This window comes from Amycolatopsis thermalba (assembly GCF_023376025.1).
GTDB lineage: Bacteria > Actinomycetota > Actinomycetes > Mycobacteriales > Pseudonocardiaceae > Amycolatopsis_E > Amycolatopsis_E thermalba.
The window spans coordinates 2,601,939-2,618,986 of record NZ_CP091196.1; the positions used below are offsets into that span (position 1 = coordinate 2,601,939).

The 17,048-nt window shown below is 72.0% G+C and carries 13 protein-coding genes; 8 read left to right on the plus strand and 5 right to left on the minus strand.

Going from position 1 to position 17,048, the window contains the following annotated elements; genetic code table 11:
* Positions 1-110: 110 nt before the first annotated feature.
* Complete coding sequence (locus L1857_RS12815; RefSeq protein WP_094004898.1) at positions 111-1,031, minus strand: sigma-70 family RNA polymerase sigma factor; 921 nt, start codon at positions 1,029-1,031, stop codon at positions 111-113.
* 230 nt (positions 1,032-1,261) lie between these two features.
* Here L1857_RS12815 and L1857_RS12820 point away from each other — a divergent pair, with 230 nt between their 5' ends.
* Positions 1,262-2,461 carry a type VII secretion protein EccE gene (locus L1857_RS12820; protein ID WP_240323110.1) on the plus strand — a complete coding sequence of 400 codons (1,200 nt, stop codon included), beginning with the start codon at positions 1,262-1,264 and terminating at the stop codon, positions 2,459-2,461.
* Positions 2,458-3,510, plus strand: a complete 1,053-nt coding sequence (locus tag L1857_RS12825) for a hypothetical protein (RefSeq protein ID WP_094004900.1) — start codon at positions 2,458-2,460, stop codon at positions 3,508-3,510. Before L1857_RS12820 ends, L1857_RS12825 begins: the two co-directional genes overlap by 4 nt.
* 230 nt (positions 3,511-3,740) lie before the next feature.
* On the opposite strand, the gene L1857_RS12830 is transcribed toward L1857_RS12825, so the two are convergent.
* From L1857_RS12830 to eccCa, 3 genes are all read right to left on the minus strand, one after another.
* The gene (locus L1857_RS12830) at positions 3,741-5,882 is read right to left on the minus strand and encodes a hypothetical protein (RefSeq protein WP_116110053.1); all 2,142 of its coding nucleotides are present in this window, start codon (positions 5,880-5,882) and stop codon (positions 3,741-3,743) included.
* Complete coding sequence (locus L1857_RS12835; protein WP_116110052.1) at positions 5,882-6,955, minus strand: hypothetical protein; 1,074 nt, start codon at positions 6,953-6,955, stop codon at positions 5,882-5,884. Before L1857_RS12835 ends, L1857_RS12830 begins: the two co-directional genes overlap by 1 nt.
* A 121-nt stretch (positions 6,956-7,076) precedes the next feature.
* Positions 7,077-11,033: a type VII secretion protein EccCa gene (eccCa, locus tag L1857_RS12840; protein ID WP_249465180.1), complete on the minus strand. Its 3,957-nt coding sequence runs from the start codon at positions 11,031-11,033 to the stop codon at positions 7,077-7,079.
* Between the two features lie 120 nt (positions 11,034-11,153).
* Here eccCa and eccD point away from each other — a divergent pair, with 120 nt between their 5' ends.
* From eccD to L1857_RS12860, 4 genes are all read left to right on the plus strand, one after another.
* Positions 11,154-12,554, plus strand: coding sequence for a type VII secretion integral membrane protein EccD (gene eccD / locus L1857_RS12845; protein WP_094004904.1), 1,401 nt, complete (start codon positions 11,154-11,156; stop codon positions 12,552-12,554).
* A 9-nt stretch (positions 12,555-12,563) separates the two neighbouring features.
* Positions 12,564-13,964 carry a type VII secretion protein EccB gene (gene eccB, locus L1857_RS12850; protein WP_116110050.1) on the plus strand — a complete coding sequence of 467 codons (1,401 nt, stop codon included), beginning with the start codon at positions 12,564-12,566 and terminating at the stop codon, positions 13,962-13,964.
* A 149-nt stretch (positions 13,965-14,113) separates the two neighbouring features.
* Positions 14,114-14,437, plus strand: coding sequence for a hypothetical protein (locus L1857_RS12855; protein ID WP_233157190.1), 324 nt, complete (start codon positions 14,114-14,116; stop codon positions 14,435-14,437).
* 35 nt (positions 14,438-14,472) lie between these two features.
* Positions 14,473-14,766: a WXG100 family type VII secretion target gene (locus L1857_RS12860; RefSeq protein WP_233157191.1), complete on the plus strand. Its 294-nt coding sequence runs from the start codon at positions 14,473-14,475 to the stop codon at positions 14,764-14,766.
* Between the two features lie 103 nt (positions 14,767-14,869).
* Here the strand turns inward: L1857_RS12860 and L1857_RS12865 are convergent, their stop codons facing one another.
* Positions 14,870-16,147 (minus strand): S8 family serine peptidase, encoded by a 1,278-nt coding sequence (locus L1857_RS12865; protein WP_233157192.1) that lies wholly within the window; start codon positions 16,145-16,147, stop codon positions 14,870-14,872.
* A 71-nt stretch (positions 16,148-16,218) separates the two neighbouring features.
* On the opposite strand from L1857_RS12865, the gene L1857_RS12870 reads away from it, so the two are divergent.
* Both L1857_RS12870 and L1857_RS12875 read left to right on the plus strand, forming a co-directional pair.
* Positions 16,219-16,641, plus strand: a complete 423-nt coding sequence (locus L1857_RS12870; RefSeq protein WP_233157193.1) for a YbaB/EbfC family nucleoid-associated protein — start codon at positions 16,219-16,221, stop codon at positions 16,639-16,641.
* Positions 16,638-17,015: a hypothetical protein gene (locus tag L1857_RS12875; protein ID WP_094004909.1), complete on the plus strand. Its 378-nt coding sequence runs from the start codon at positions 16,638-16,640 to the stop codon at positions 17,013-17,015. Before L1857_RS12870 ends, L1857_RS12875 begins: the two co-directional genes overlap by 4 nt.
* The last annotated feature ends 33 nt before the right edge of the window (positions 17,016-17,048 follow it).

The following is a 17,048-nucleotide window of genomic DNA, read 5'->3' on the forward strand; positions in this document are numbered from 1 at the left end:
GCACTGGCGGATCGGCGGCACCAGCCTGACCGTCCCGCGAGATCGAATCCGCAGGTCAGCGGGCCCGGTACGGCGGCACCACTGCGGTGCTGCGGAAGTCCACAACGGACTCAGGAGACGTAGGCCTGCAGCCGCGCGGTGCGGGATTCCTCGCGCAGTTTGCCCAGCGTGCGCCGCTCGATCTGGCGGATCCGCTCCCGCGTGACGCCCAGCTCGCGGCCGACCTCCTCGAGCGTGCGCTGGCGGCCGTCGTCCAGACCGCAGCGCAGCCGGATCACCTGCTGCTCCCGCGGTTTCAGCGTGGACAGCAGCTCGTCGATCTCCCGCCGCAACACGTGGTACGACGCGGGCACCCCGGGCCGCCCCGGGTGGCACAGCAGATCCGCGAGCACGCTGCTGCCGTCCGTGCCGACGGTCTGGTCCAGGCTGATCGGCTCCTCGTTGTAGGAGAGCAGCTCGATCACCTGGAACGGCGTCAGGCTCAGCTCCGCGGCGATGTCCGCGTGCCCCGGCTCCCGGCCCAGCCGCGTGGCCAGCTCACGCCGCGCGGCCAGGACCCGGTTGACCTGCTCGGCCAGGTGCACCGGGATGCGGATGGTGCGGGACTGGTCGGCCAGCGCGCGGCTGATCGCCTGCCGGATCCACCACGTGGCGTAGGTGGAGAACTTGAACCCGGGCGTGTAGTCGTACTTCTCCACGGCCCGGATCAGCCCGAGGTTGCCCTCCTGGATCAGGTCCAGCAGCGACATGCCGCGGCCGGTGTAGCGCTTGGCGATGCTCACCACCAGCCGCAGGTTCGCCTCCAGCAGGCGGTTCTTGGCCTCCCGGCCCTCCTCGGCGATCGTGCGCAGGTCGGCGTGCCGTTGCGGGTCGAGCACCCGCGTGGTCGCGAGCACGTGCTGGGCGTAGAGCCCGGCCTCGATCCGCTTGGCGAGCGTGACCTCCTCCTCGAGGGTCAGGAGGTCGGTCCGGCTGATGCCGTTGAGGTACGCCCGGACCGGATCGGCCGGCTCGAAGAGCGGTGGGGTCACCTGCCGTTGCCTCCGACGAGCCAGGGGAGTCTGGTACGCCTAACAGAGTGGCCGACCGCCCTGGCACGGAACCGACAGCCCGGCGAGGTGCGTCGAAGGGAAAAAGGCCAGGTCATGGGAAACCCGGCCGCGCGCGAGTGCGGTACGGTGCGGGTCGGCTACGGGTCCGCCGTGAGCGCCGCGGATTTTCGTGCGGTGATCATGGCCGGGTCCGGCGATATCGTTGGCTGGTGGAAGGGGCTCCGCAGGTGATCACGACTGGCCAGCAGCCGCAGGCCGCCGCGCAGTTCGACGCGCGCGGCGGCGGCTCCGCCGAGCTGCGCGCCCAGGCCAGGGGCCAGGCGTGGTTCCGGCCCGTGCGTGGCCGCGGGCGGCTCGGCGTGGTGAGCCTGGCCCGGCTGCTGGCGTTCGAGATCGTGCTCGTGGTCGTCGCCGCGGTCGGCGTGCAGGAACTGTGGGCGCTGATCGCCGCGGGCGTCATCGGGCTCGCGGTGATCGTCGGCATGTTCGGCCGCTCGAAGGGCCGCTGGTGGACCGAGAGCCTGATGCTGTGGATGGGTTTCCGGTCGCGCCGCGGCACCTCGGGCGAGAAGCGGGACGACCCGCGGCTGACCGCGCTGTGCGAGCTGGCGCCGGACCTGGTCGTCGAGGACATCGACGGGCCGGGCGAGGGCAAGCTGGGCATGGGCAGCGACGAGGCGGGCTGGTTCGCCGTGCTGGAGGTGACCGGGGGCGCGGACGTGGCGACCCCGCCGGTGCCGCTGGCCGCGCTGGCCCGCACCGCCGCCGAGGCCGAGCAGGCCGGCGTGGTGATGCAGGTCGTGACGCACTCGGTGCCCGGACGCGAGCCGGGCACCCGGGACCGCGCCCTGTGGGTCGCGGTGCGGCTGGACGCCCGGGCCGTGGCCGAGTCGATGATCGACTCGCCGGGCGGGCGCCTGGACGTGCCCGCCGTGCTGGCCGAGATCACCCGCCGCGCCGAGCGGGTGCTGCGGCGGCGCGGGCTGCGGGCGCGGATGCTGACCGCGGACGAGGTCGTCGACGCGCTCGCCCGCTCCTGCGACCTGCTCCCCGGCGGCGGTCCGGCGCGCGTGCACGAGGCCTGGGAGTCGTGGCACTCCGCGCGCCTGACGCACGGGTGCTTCTGGATCCAGTCGTGGCCCGAGCCCGACCGCGGCACCAACCTGCTCGCCGCGCTGGCCGAGCTGCCCGCGGACCTGGTCAGCATCGCGCTGCTGCTGGAGCCCTCCTTCGACGGGACCACCCTGCGCTGCCTGGTCCGGGTGGCGGCCACGGCGCAGCGGTATCCGCAGGTGTGCGACCTGGTGCAGACGCTGGCCGGGCGCAACGGCGCCCGGGTGTCCCGTTTGGACGGTCAGCACGGCCCGGCCGTGTATGCTTCGGCACCGAGCGGGGGAGGTGCACGATGAACGCCGGACAGTACCCGCCGTCGCGGCCTCAGCCGCCCGCGCAGGCGATGCCGCGGCCCATGATGCCGCCGGCGCAGGCCCAGCCCGGACCGCCGCCGGTGCAGCAGCAGCACGCGCCGATGCCGCCCGGACAGGCCGTGCTCGGCGCGCCGGCCGTGCCGCAGGCGCCCGCCGTGGTCAACGTGCCCGCCCCGGCGCAGACGCAGCAGCAGGGTTCCGCCGAAGCCGCGGCCGCCGCGACGACGGTCGAGGTCGCGCGGCCCGCGCTGGCGGTCGGCGTGCCCACGCCGATGCCGCCCCAGCCGCCCGGCCCCGGCCCCGCCGGTCCCGCGGCCGGCGCCGCGCGCGAGCACCGCGACTGGCGCACGCGACGGCACCGCTCGATCCCGCGGCTGCGGATCGGCGCGCACCACGCCTCCGACGCGGCGCTGGAGTTGCTGCAGGTGTCCGCGTCGTCGGTCGGGCTGCCGCTGGGGCGGGACCAGAACGGGTTCCCGGTGGCGCTGACGTTGTTCCGGCCGGAGCCGGTGTCGGTGAGCCTGATCGGCGGCGCCTGGGCGGCGCGGCTGATGGCGTTCCGCGCGCTGCGGGCCGGGGCGCGGCTGCTGGTGTTCTCGCAGCACCCGGCGGACTGGGTCCAGCTGGGACAGTCGGCGACCGGGCGGACCGACCGGGTCGCGGTGCTGGCGCCGGGTTCGCCGCCCGCGGTCACCGCCAGTGCCGACGCGCCGGTGCTGTGCCTGCACGACGCGCCCCAGTCGCAGAGCGAGCCGGAGGCGTGGCAGACGAGGGTGCTGCTGCACCGGCGGCTCACGCCCGAGCGGGTGGGCGCCGTGCCGGGCTCGGACCTGGTGCTGATGCAGCGGCTCACGCCCAACGAGGCCTCACTGCTCGCCCCGGCGCTCCGGCTGACCCAGCGGACGTCGCAGCAGTTGCAGATGCTGCGGGACGACATGCTGGCCGTGCTCGCGGGGGAGACCAACCACTACGTGTGGGTGGACCCGGCGCCGGCCGAGCGGGCACGCCTGGGACGGCCCGGGCGGTTCTGACTCCGGGCGCGGGAAGGCCGAACCGCCTGCCGGTCTTCCCGCGCCCGGTCCGTCCGCCGCGTGCGTTCGCGGCCGGATGTTCCGGTTCTCGGGCAGTGCAGTGCGGCCGCACTCCACCCCCAGGAGAGTGCGACCGCGCTGCTCCCCGGAAGGGTGATCGCCGCCTGAAGGGGCGCAACTCGTCGTCCGGTGCGCCGGTCCGCAATGGATCCGGCGCACCGGACAGCGGTTCAGTTCCGTCCGTCCAGAGCGGACGGTTCCGCGGGCCGGTACCGCCTCTCCCGCTCCCCGGTCGCGACGACGGGGCCACCCGGCGTCGCGACCTCGAAGACGGCCTCGTCGGTGACCGGCGCCTTCTCGTCCTTCCGGACGACACGCTGGGCGCGATCGGCGTGCACGACCGGCCTGGCGTGCCGGTCCGGAGCCGTGACCACCGGCACCGGCGCCTGCAGGAAGTCCGGGATCTCCCCGGCGGAACCGGCGACGTACTCCTGCGCCGAGTACCGCCCGTCGAACACCGGCGTCGTGCTCACCGGCAGGTTCGCGACGAACTCCGACTGCTTGCGGTCGCCCTGCGTCTTCCGGCGCTTGCGTTCGGCCTGCCACTCGCTGAACGTCTTGGCCGGCGCCTTGCGGTGCGGGTTGGACAGCACCGGCGGCGCGCCCACGCCCGGCGGCAAGCCTTCGCGGGTCCCGCTGGGTGCTTCCTTCGCGCTGCCACCGCGCTTGCTGTCGTTGTTGAGCACCGGCGCGGTCGACGGTGGCGGCTGGAAGGCCGGCGGCCGCTCGGACAGGTCGCTCATCAGCGGTGCGCCGGGCCGCCGACCCGTCTGGACGTCGCGGCCGTTCGGTGCCTGGCCGCCCGGCGGAAGCGGCGGGGCCGAGCCCGCGTTCGGGCCCATCGCCGACTCCGCGCCCGGCGGTACGGGCGGCGCCGACTGCACGGCCTGCCGGAACGCCGAGCTGGCTGCCAGGCTCAGGTGCTCGTCGAAGGGCAGCGCGGTGTCGAACGTGGGCGCGCCGGGCTGGTTGCCGCCCGGCTCCTTGCTCTGCGGTTGCTGCGGCACCTGACCGCCCGGCGGCGGGGTGATCGTGCCCGGCGGGTACGGGCTGCTGTTCTGGCCGAACGACGGCGGGGCGCCCGGAGCGGTCCCCGGGGTGGGGGTCGACGTGGTGTTCAGGCCGAGCGTCGACGGGACGTTGTTCGGGGCCTTGCCGGAGAACAGGTTGGGAGTGGCGCCGTTGTTGCCGAACGAGGGCGCGGCCGGCGCCTTGCCGCCGCCGAACCCGTTCGTGAACATCGGGGCCGCGCCGGCGAGGCCGAGCAGAGCCGGATTGATGCCGGGCGCGTTCCCGGGCGGCGGCGTGCTCGTGAGCCCGTCCGGCGGTGTCGGCGCGGTCGGGGCGGGACCGGGCGGCGTCGGCGCGACCGGCGCCGGGCCGGGGGGCGCTGTCGGCGCCTGGTTGCCGTTGAAAGCCGGGTTGTCCGTGGGCGCGTTGTTCCCGTTGAAGGCGGGCGAGTCGCCCGGGGCCTTCGGCGCGTCACCGGGTGCGTTGGGCGCGTTCCCGGGCGCATCGGGGGCACCGCCCGGAGGGGCGCTCGGCGCGCCACCCGGCGGTGTGCCGGGCGCGCCGGGCGCGCCGATCGTCGGCGGACGCGGCGCGCCGGTCGCCTCCGGGTGCAGGATCGCGTTGAGGAGCTCGATTTTCGGCGCGTGCGCGGACTGCAGCTTGTAGATGTAGGGCGCGTACTGGCCCGCGATCGTCTCGGCGAGTTCGCGCGCGTCCTTGTCGTACTTCTCGGTGACCTTGTTGCCCGCTTCGAGCTTGTCCTGCGCGTTGCCGGGCTTGGTGCCGACCTTCGCCTCGTAGAACGCGCCCATGTCGTGGGTCGCGTTCTCCATCGCGTCCTTCTTCTCGGCCTTGTAGTCGTCGTACAGGGCCTGCATCTTGGCCTGTGCCTCGTACATCGTGTTCGACAGGCCGTACAACGCGGTGCTGTTCCGCAGCGCGGCGTCCTGCCACTCGCGCAGGTGCGCCAGCACCATGCCGACCTTGGCGAGGAAGACCTGTTTGGCGGCGGGGGACTTCCAGTGGTCGGCCAGCGTCTGGGTCTGCTCGCGCAGGTTGTCGGCGACGGTTTGGAGCGCCAGCTGGACGTTGCCCCACTGCCGGGCGCGGTCGGCGGTGGTGCCCGGCTGCTCGCCCTTGACGATGGCGAGGTAGAGCGACTCGATGCCCTCCGTGGAGAAGTCGTAGTTCTTGCAGACCGCGGGAGGCGAATCCTTACCGATGTCGTAGTAGCCCCCACCGACACCGGTGCCGATCTTGCTCAGGTCGTAACCGAAGTAGTCGTCGCCCATGCTCGTCACTACCCCCCTGGTATCGAGCGTCGTGCCTGGTCGAGTTCGGGATGGCCCTGCCGCACATCGGCGCCGGTCGGCAGGTCGTGCTGGGCGCCGACCGTCCGCTGGTCGGTTTTCGTGGGGACCTTCTCGTCCCTGTTGCCGTCCCGGTCGACGTCGTTGACGTCCTTCTGCATCGACTCGCTGTAGTACTGGCGGGAGTGCGTGCCGTCCTGGTGGTTGTACGTGACCACGTGCTGGCTCTTGGCGGGGGCGTCGGACTTGACGGGCTTGCCGTCCTTGTCGTAGCTCTGCGACGTCGTGACCTGGTGGACGACGTTGGGGTCCGAGTCCGTGTCGTGCTTCGTCGTGCGGCGTGTCTCCCCGGCCGGCGCACCGTTGTGATAGGCGGTGGTGACCGTCGTGGTCTCGTGGTCGCCCTTGGTCGAGGTGATCATGTACTGGCGGTTGCCGTTCTTGTCGTCCAGGTACTCGGTGGTCACGTTGCCGTTGGTCTGGACGGTGCGGATGCCGCCATCGGGAGTCCGGAACGTGGTGATCGTCATGTTGCCGACGACGATCTGGTTGAGCTGCTCGTCCTTCCCGGTCTGTGTCACCCCGGTGCCGGCCGGTGGCGTCAGGTACTCCGCGACGGTCTTCTTCTCGTCCAGCCAGGACGGGACGCCTTCCGGCTTCTTGGCGCCGTCCATCCGGAAGGCCCACTGGAGGACTTCGAGCATCGCGGAGTTGCCGCCGTCCATGTTCTCGAAGAAGTCGCCGAAGATGTAGCCGACGGACTCGAGGACCTTGACGTTCTGGTGCGCGTCGGGCATGAACATCCCGAGTTCCTGCGCGTTGCGGTCGGCGAAGGCCTGCATGTCCTGGCCCGGCTCGAACATCGTGGACATCAGCATGTCCTTGCCGCCGGGCCCCTGCAGCGCCGACTGGGCCGACATCATGTCGCTGTTCAGGTCGGCGGCGATCAGGCCGAGGTTCTTGGCGTAGTTGCGGAAGTTCGTCGGATCCAGCTCGAGCTCGGCACCTTTGGCAGCCCACTCGGCGGATGGGACGGTGCCCGGTTCGTCCGGTATCGGTGCCACGATGTCCCTCCCAAACGTCGTGAAGCCCAGCTCGGGTGGCGGGGGCCCGCCGGGGGTAGGGGTCGGCGGCCCCCCGCTTCCCTAGCTAACCACCTCGAGTCAACTCCGGTGGATCACTGTCTCAGGCCTGTGGAGGCAGCTCGGCGAGCTGCACCAGCCGCGCACCCCCGCTGCGGGTGATCAGCCAGCCACGTCCCGGCGGCAGCTTCTGCGGCCGGATGTTGCCCAGCAGCGGACCCTCCTCGCGGTTGCCCGACATCAGGATCCCCGGCGAGGCCAGGTCCCGGATCCGGGCGATGACCGGGTCGAACATCGCCCGCGCGGCGCCACCGCTGCGACGGGTGACCACCAGGTGGAGGCCGATGTCGCGGCCCTGCGTCATGTACTCCAGCAGCGGTGCGAGCGGGTTGTCGTGCGGGTTCGGGGCGACCAGGTCGTAGTCGTCGACCAGGATGAACAGTTCCGGGCCGCTCCACCAGCTGCGGGAACGGAGCTGTTCCGGCGTGATGTCACCTCCCGGCAGTCGCTTCTGCATCGCGTCGATGGTCAGACGCACCATTTCCTGAACGGTTCCGCTCGCGGTCGCATAACCGATCAAGTACTCGTCCGGGATCAGGCCGAGCAGGCTCCGCCGGAAGTCGATGAGGGCGATCTGAGCCTGGTCGGGCGTGTACCGGGCCATGATGCTCGTGGCCAGCGCCCGCAGGAACGTGCTCTTGCCGGATTCGACGTCGCCGAACAGCACCAGGTGCGGTTCGGCGGTGAAGTCCAGGCCCACCGGCTGCAGGTCGGCCTCGGAGATCCCGATCGGGATGCCGTTCTCGTCCGGCGCGGGCAGCGCCGAGTAGGGCAGCATCGGCGGGAGCAGCCGGACCCGCGGCGCGGGGGCGCCGGGCCAGGCGGCGTTCACCGACGCGACGAAGTGCTGGACGCCGTCGGCGAGGTCGTCCGCGGTCTCCTTGCCGTCCACCCGCGGGACGGCCGACAGGAAGTGCGCGCCGTCCGGCGACAGACCACGCCCGGGCGCCTGTTCCGGGACACCCGCGGCCTGCCGCCGCCCGATCACCGAGTCCACCGGGTCGCCCAGGCGCAGCTCGAGCCTGCTGCCGAACATGTCGCGCAGGTTCATCCGCAGGTCCATCCAGCGGTTGGCGGTCGCGATCACGTGCACGCCGAACGCGAGGCCGCGGTTGACCACCTCGGCGATGTCGGCCTCCAGGTCCTCGAACTCCGCGCGCAGGGTGCCCCAGCCGTCCACCACGAGGAACAGGTCGCCGAACCGGTCCTCCGGGAACCGGCCCTCGCGGCGCAGCTTGCGGTAGGTCGCCATGCTGTCGATGCCCTGCTCGGCGAACCGCTGCTCCCGCTCGGCGATCAGGGTGCGGGCCTCCGCGACGCTGCGCCGCACGCGGTCGACCTCGCGCCGGGTCGCGACCCCGCCGACGTGCGCCAGGTCGCGCAACGCGGTCAGACCGCCACCGCCGAAGTCGAGGCAGAAGAACTGCACCTCGGACGGGGTGTGGGTGAGGGCGAGGCTCGCGATCACCGCGCGGACCGCGGTGCTCTTGCCGCTGTGCGGGCCACCCACGATCGCGAGGTTGCCGCCCGCGCCCGACAGGTCCAGCCAGCACACGTCGCGGCGCTGGTCGGCGGGCCGGTCGATGATGCCGGCCGCCGCCCGCAGCGCGCCGCGGTGCTCCCGGATCCCGGTGGTCAGGCCGCGCTCGGGATCGGTGACCAGCGGTTCCAGCAGCTTGTCCAGCGTCGGCGGCTCGTTCAGCGGCGGCAGCCACACCTGGTGCGCCGGCACGCCCTGCCCCTCCAGCCGCTCGACCAGCACGTCCATCAGCGTCTCGCCCAGGTCGTCGGCCTCGGCGGGCTTCGGCTGCTCCACCGGTTTCTCCGCCAGCCGCGGGCGCAGGTAGGCGGTCGAGTAGTCCTGCACCGGGTCGATCTGGCGGCCCTCGTCGTGGGTGCGCTGGATCGTGCCGCGCCGGTGCACCCCGGACACGTACGCCGCCTTGAAGCGGGTCAGCTCGTCCACCCCGGTCTTGAGGAAGCCGTTGCCGGGGGAACGGGGCAGCTGGAACGCGTCCGGCGTGCCGAGCACGACCCGGCTCTCCATCGCGGAGAACGTCCGCAGCGCGATGCGGTAGGACAGGTGCGAGTCCAGCCCGCGCAGCCGGCCCTCCTCCAGCCGCTGCGAGGCGAGCAGCAGGTGAACACCGAGCGAACGGCCGACGCGTCCAATCTGGACGAACATGTCGATGAAGTCCGGCCGCGCGGTCAGCAGTTCGGAGAACTCGTCCACCACGATCAGCAGCGCGGGCAGCGGGTCGAGCGGCGCGCCCGCGGTGCGGGCCTTCTCGTAGTCGCGCTGCGAACCGTAGTTGCCCGCCTTGCGCAGCAGCTCCTGCCGCCGCACCAGCTCGCCGCCGATCGCGTCCAGCATGCGGTCCACCAGGTGCAGCTCGTCGGCCAGGTTGGTGATCACCGCGCTGGTGTGCGGCAACCGGTCCAGCTTGGTGAAGGTGGCGCCACCCTTGAAGTCCACCAGCACGAAGTTGAGGATCTCCGAATCGTGGGTGACGGCCAGCGCCAGCACCAGCGTCCGCAGCAGCTCGGACTTGCCGGAGCCGGTGGCGCCGACCAGCAGGCCGTGCGGGCCCATGCCGTCCTGCGCCGACTCCTTGAGGTCCAGCTCCATCGGGCGGCCGTCGGCGGTGATGCCGATCGGCACCCGCAGCCGGTCCCGGTTGGACCGGGTCTCCCAGCTCTTCGCCAGCTCGAACTCGTACGGGTCGCCGAGTCCGAGCAGGTCGGTCAGCTCCAGCGACCCGGACAGCGGCTGCTCGCTGGCGGTCAGCGCGGACAGCCGCAGCGGCGCGAGCGTGCGCACCAGGCCGCGCATCTCCTCGATGCCCAGCCCGTCGGCGGTGCCGATGTTGCCGGCGCCGTCCATGGTGCGGCTGGTCAGGTTGCCGTCCGGGGAGATGTCCAGCACCAGCGTGGCCGCGTCGAGCAGGCGCGGCGGCTCGCCGGAGAGGTCGATGACGGTGACGCCCTCGACGCCGCCCTCGATCATCAGGTGCTCGGACCCGCCGACGTCGCCGCCGTCGACGAACACCACCACGTGCGTCGAGCCCTCGATCGGCTGCGTGCCCGGGTTGAACCGCGGCCGGTTGGCCACCACGTCGTCGAGCATCGCCTCCAGCGCCGTCACGCTCGGCGCCACCAGCCGGATCTGGCCGACCGCGTCCGTCTTGGACGGGTGCAGCGCGTGCGGCAGCCACTTGGCCCAGTCCCACAGCTCGCGCTCGCGCACGCAGAACGCGGTCAGCACGTCGCCCGGCGCGTGGAACGTGCCCAGCTGCGCCACCAGCGCCCGCGCCATCGCGCGCTTGCGGTCGTCGTCACCGGTCAGGTAGATCCGCGAGAACCCGCGCAGCGCGACCGCGACCGGCAGGTCCGGCACGGTCGAATAGGTGGTCACGAACTTGCGCAGCGCCATCGCGCACAGCGGTTCCAGCTCGTCGATCGGCTTGGTCTCCGGCGGCACCAGCGGCGTCGCCAGCTCCTGCGAGCCCAGCCCGATCCGGATGACGGTGAAGTCCCAGTCGCCGGGGCGGCGCTCCCACAGCCGCGCGCTCTGCGCGGTCGACCACAGCCGCGCCGGATCCGGGTGGCGGTAGAACATCGCCGTGCGCTGCTGGTCGATCGTGTCCCGCACCTGCGCGCGCAGCTGCGACAGCCGGCGCATGTACCGGCGGCGGTTCGCGATCATCTCCTGCTTGCTCGCGCCCTGCCCGTTCTGGCTGATGATCTGGAACAGGATCATGCCGAGCACCGCGACGCCGTACAGACCGCCGGCGACGTACATCAGCGGACCGGACCGCCCGGCGCCGATCAGCAGCGCCATGCCGCCGGTGCCGGCGAGCATCGGCAGGATCATCAGCACCCGCGACCAGCTCTTGCCCGCGGGCGGCGGGTTCTCGGGTGGGGGATCGAGCACCACGTCGCCCGACGGCAGGTCAGGCGCGGGCCGCCGGAGTGGCCGCTTGACTATGATCGTTCCCAAGACCGAAAACCTCCCGAGCGCCCGGGTGCGCCAGCATAGAGCTTTCCGCCAGCCTAGTGTCGCGCTTTAATGGATACTCTCCCAGCCGGGCTCGGGGTCCAATTTGGAGGTAGGGGCAGCATGACGTCGGCGATGGGCACGACCCTCGCGAAGGTGAGCATCACCACGCCCAAGCGCGGGATCGACGTCGCGCTCCCGGAGAACGTGCCGGTCGCGGAACTGCTCCCGTACATCCTGCGCCACGCGGGCGAGGACGCGCCGGACACCGGCGAGCAGCACGGCGGCTGGTCGCTGCGGCGGCCCACCGGCGAACGCCTCGACGGGCAGCAGACGCTCGCCGCGCAGCAGGTGCGCGACGGCGAGATCCTGCACCTGGTCCCGGGTCCGGTGGACTGGCCGGAGATCGAGTACGACGACCTGGTCGAGGCGATCGCCAGCGGCGCCCGGCGCTACGGCCGCAGCTGGGGCCGCGCCGCCACCCGGCGGGCAGGGCTCGTCATCGCGGCGGTGCTGCTGTGCGGGGGCAGCCTGGTGTCCCTGTTGTTCGAACCACCGTGGCTCGACGCCGGCCTGATCACGCTGGCCGCCGCGGTGGTCCTGACCGCGCTGGGCATCGTCGTCGCGCGCGCGGTGCCGGACGCCTACGCGGGCGCGGTGTTCGCCGGATCGGCGCTGCCGTACGCCTTCCTCGGCGGGTACCTGCCGACCGCGCCGGACCACCTGGGGCTGTTCTCCTTCGGCTCCGCGCAGCTGCTGCTGGGCGCCATCTCGCTGCTGGTGTTCGGCATCGTCGGCTACCTCGGCGTCGGCGCGACGAGCCGGGTGTTCGTCGCCGCCATCACCACCGGTTTCCTCGGCGCGCTGGGGGCGTTGTTCGGCGGCTGGATGGACCCGGACGCGGCCGGCGCGCTGGTCCTGACCATCGCGATCGGTCTGCTGCCCGGATATCCGTGGCTCGCGCTGCGGCTGGGCCGGGTGCCGCTGCCCGCGCTGCCGCAGCGGTCGGCCGACCTGCTCAACGACGAACCGCACCCGGCCACCCCGGCGGTGTTCGACGCGGCCGCCCGCGCCGACGAGCTGCTCACCGGTTTCCTCACCGGCGCCGCGCTGATCAGTGCGTGCGCGGCGATCCCGCTCGCCGCGCACGCCGGCGGGTCGCGGCTGATCATGCTGATCCTGGCGTGCGCGGCGCTGCTGCTGCGTGCCCGGCTGTTCCCGGTGCCGCGCCAGCGGATCCCGTTGCTGGTCGCCGGGCTGTGGGTGTTCGCGCTGCTGGCCGCCTGGTGCTTCGGCACCGCGTCGGGCAACGGCGGGCTCGGGCTGTTCCTGCTGGCGCTGGTGGTGCTCGCGCTGCTGGTCGCGGCCGCCGGGCTGGTCTACTCCCGCAAGAACCCCTCGCCGTGGTTCGGCCGCATCGCCGACATCGTGGACGTCATGGCTATCGTGGCCCTCATCCCGTTCGCGGGGTTCATCACCGGATTCTTCACCTACGTCCAGGGCCTCATGGCCTCGATCGGCTGAGGGATAGGCGTGCCCACTCGTCGCGACCAGCTGCAGGCCTACCAGTTCATGATGCAGCGGGTCACCTCCGCGCTCATCGTGCACGAGACCGATCCGGAGCTGACCCCGCTGCGGCGCGGAGTGGGCGCGGTGTTCGCCGGGGTCATGATCGCGGTGCTCATCGCCGCGGGCTTCGGCGTGTACGGCGTGTTCACCGGAGTCGGCGGCACGTCCTGGAAAACGGACGGCGCGGTGATCATCGAGCGGGAGACCGGCGCGACCTTCGTGTACCAGTCCGGGGAGCTGCAGCCGACCCTGAACTACGCCTCGGCGCGGCTGCTGACCAGCGCGGACAAGGCCGGGCCGCACCGCGTGGCGGGCAAGAACCTGGCCGGCCTGCCGCGCAGGCCCGCGGTGGGCATTCCCGGTGCGCCGGACTCGCTGCCGCCCGCCGGCCGCGCGACCGCGACGCCGTGGACGATGTGCTCGGTGCTGGGCCAGAACCTGGCCGGCGCTCCGCTGACCACGACCACGCTGATGGTCGGGCAGTCCATGCCGGGCGGGGTGCCGCTGGGCCAGCGCGCGATCCTGGCCAGCGACTCCACCGACGGCACCGTCTACCTGGTGTGGAACAACCACCGCTACCGGATCACCGACGGCGCGGTGATCCGCTCGGTGTTCGGCGCGCAGGCCGGTCCGGTGGACGCGGGCACGGCCTGGCTGAACGGCCTGCCGGTGGGGCAGGACATCGGGCGGATCGACGTGCCCGGCCAGGGTTCGCCGTCCGCCGTGCTCAGCGGGTTCGCCGTCGGTGACGTGGTCTACTACCCGCTGTCCCGCGGCGTGCAGTACTACCTGGTGCGGCAGGAGGGGCTGGCGCCGCTGACCGAGCTGCAGGTGCGGATCATCTCCGGCCAGTACTCGGTGCGGCCCAGGGAGATCACCGCCGCGGCCGCGAACGCCGCCCCGACCAGCAACGCGCTGGTGCCCGCCGAGGGCGAGGCGGCGCCGCCGGCGCTGCCCCCGGACCTGGTCACCGTGCCCGCCGAGGGCCGCGCCGCGCTGTGCTCGGAAACCCACGACGCCCGCACCGACCCGGTGATCTCGATCGGCGGCGACACGAGCGTCCTGGACCCGGCCATCGACACCACCGCGGAGAGCGGCACCGGCACGAAGCTGGCCGACCGGGTGCTGGTCCCGCCGGGCGGCGTCGCCGTGGTGCGGGTGCTGCCCTCGGCCACCGCGACCACGGGGGCGTACACGCTGGTCACCGACGCCGGCCTGCGCTACCCGGTGCCCGACGACAAGGTGCTGGGTCAGCTGGGGTATTCCGCGTCGTCGGCGGTCGACATCCCCGCCGCGCTCGTGCAGCGCATCCCGGAGGGCCCGACGCTGAACCCGTCGGCGGCGATGCTGTCGGCGGTCCCGTAGTCCACCCGCACCAGGAGCCGGTGAACTTCTGACGAGAAGTCTTGACCAGCGGTTTTGTCCCGTGTCAGGGTGGTACGGGGCGACGGGGGGTTGTCAGCCGCCGCGCCTACTCTGCTGGTAAATGTCCCGCGACATGGGGGGTGACAGGCGTGGCCCTGAATCTCGTACATGATCAAGTCACCAGGCTGAACCAGCTCCTCGCCGATGCCAAGACACGCGGCGAGGAGATCTGCAAGAGCATGCACGGCGACCTCGAGAACGTCGTCGGGTCGGAATGGGCCGGCAAGGCCTCGTCGACCGGTCAGCTCTCGTCGTCCGACCTGCTGGCCTTCTGGCACAGCAACCTCGCCCCGATCCTCGACAGGCTGATGAACGGGATCACGGGCACCCAGAACATCCTGACCAACCAGGACGACGACGACTCCAGCGCCATCAGCGCCGCCGCTTCGGGCATGAACTTCGGCCGCCTGTAGGCCGTCGCCCGACCTCACCGAAAGGGGACCGAGACATGGATGGACGTCTCAAGTACACGAGCATGGTGGGGGACGCCGGTTCGTCCAACATCAAGAAGTCGACCGACCTGGAAGACCTCTTCGACGACTTCATGGCGCAGGCCAAGGGCATCCTCGGTGCGGACTGGGAAGGTGCCGCCGCGAGCGCGTTCGAGCAGGCGCACGTGGAGTGGAACAAGCAGCTGGTCCAGTACGCCTCGACCCGCGCGCAGTTCGGCCAGGCCGTGATCAAGGCGATGGAGAACGCGTTCAACGCGGACCAGCAGGCGAGCAGGGCCTTCCAAGCCTGAGATCTCATCACCACCGCCGGTCCCGGAGCGTGTCCGCGCTCCGGGACCGGTTTGTCTCACGCTCGGGAACGCAGGGGAGGAATCGTTGTGCCAGGGAAGGACGTCACGACCGCTTGGGGCGGTCGCTGAACAGTTCCACCGGCGGCTCGGGACGCTCGTCCTCGGGCCGGTCCTGCGGAACGGGAGCCAGCCCGGCACGCCAGCGGCGGCGACGGCCGAGCGGTCCGAACACGACGATCGCGCTCACCAGCACCACGAGGGCGAAGCCGCCCGCGGCGAGGCCGAAGGCCCAGTCGTCGCTGCGGTCCTCAGCGGCTTGCCGGGCGGCGACGTCCGGCGGGATCGTCGGCGGGACCAGGGGCGGGAGCGCCACCGGGTTTCCCGCGGCCACCTGGTCGGACACCGCCTGGTACGGGTTCACCACGCCGTAGCCGTAGGAGGCGCTTCCGGTGCCTTCCGGGGCCGGTGCCGCCGTGGCGTACAGCCGTTTCGCGACGTCCTGATTGGACAGCTGGGGCAGGTGGGAGCGGACCAGCGCGACCGTGCCGGCCACGTACGCGGTGGCGAACTCGGTGCCGGCCACCGCGCCCAGTCCGGTGTTCGGGAACGTCGTGACGACGTTGGCGCCCGGGGCGACCAGGTCGACCGCCGTGGCACGCGAATCCTGGGTGACCAGCCCGCTCTCGGCGAGGGACCCCACTCCGATCACGCCGTCGTAGCCGGCCGGGTAGGGCACCAGGCCCGGTGCTTCGTTCGACTGCCGCTCGCCGACGGCGGCCACCACCACGATGTTGCGCGACAGCGCCCGCTGCACCGCGCCGCGCAGGGCACCGTTGTCCTCGTAGGTGATCGTCGGGACGGCGATGACGCTCGCGTTGCGGTCGACCGCCCAGTTGATCGCGGCGGCCAGGACCTGGGGCGCCACGCTCTCCCGCGGTTCGCGGCCCGTCGGGTACGAGTCGCCGACGACCTTCGCGGACAGGATCTGCGCACCCGGGGCCATGCCGTGGAACCCCACCACGGACGTGGGCTGCGCGGCGATGATGCCGCTCACCCCGGTGCCGGTGCCGAGACAGTCCGGGCTGCCGCTGGACTCTCCGATGTCCGCCGGCGCGAAGTTCGCCCGCTCGGCCAGATGCCCGGCGAGCTGCGGATTGTCCGCCGCACCGGTGCTGACCACGGCGACGCGCTGGCCGGCCCCGGTGGTCAGCGGCCACACCCGATCGGGTGCCAGCAATTGTTGCGACCACGGAACGGGAACCACGAGCGTCCCGGAAACGACACAGTTCTGCTGGGCCCGCGCGGCCGGCGGGGCCACCGCCACGACGGCGAGCCCGACGGCCGCGGTGACCAGTGCCGCACGGAGGCGCTTGGAGTTCACGGCGGCGATGCTAGCGGAGCGACCGGTGTTCATGGCAATGTCGCCACTGTGCCGGATGGACGGAGGTAGTCATGAGTTCCCCTTCGGGGCGCGTGAATCCCGCGCTGATCGGCATGCTCGAGCAGATCAAGAAAGCCACCGAGGAGCTGCCGAAGGCCAGTCAGCGGATGATGCAGCTCACCGGGGTGGGCTGGTCACCGGACAGACTGGTCAAGGTCGTGGTGGGGCCGCGGGGACAGCTGGCCGACATCGACATCGATCCGCGCGTGTTCCGCAAGCCCGACGCCGCGGCGCTGCAGGCCGCGATCCTGGCCGCTTCCCGTGACGCCGTCACCGACATCAACCAGCAGCGCGAGGAGATCATGGCCGGGCAGTTCCCGGCCGACATGTACTCGCTGCAGCACGAGTTGCGCTCCAACGAGAGTGACACCATCGGCCAGCTGATGAACCGCCTGGACGCAGACATCTACGCAGAAGGGAAGGAAGACCGGTGAGCTACCTCGAGATCAGCACCAGCCCCGCGGAGATCCGCTCGCTCGGCGACCAGATCGCGCTCAACGGCGCCGACCTGGCGAAGCTGGCGAGCGCCGCCAACAGCGAGCACGACCAGAAGGTCGGCCCGGACATGTCCGTCTTCGGCAACGACGATCTCGGCAAGCAGTTCAAGCCGACCTACCGGGGCACCCCGGCGTCGACCGGCGTGCCGGGCTTCGATGCGACCAACGCGGGGCAGTTCTTCGCGTCGATGAAGCAGATCGGCGACGAGCTGGGTGACCTCGGCGGTGGCCTGCGATCGGCGATCGACACGCAGATGGGCGCCGAGCTGGACAACGACGCGGAGATCAGCAAGATCAACCCGCCCGCCTGATCAGCCGAATCCACCCGTCCGAGAGGTCCGCCA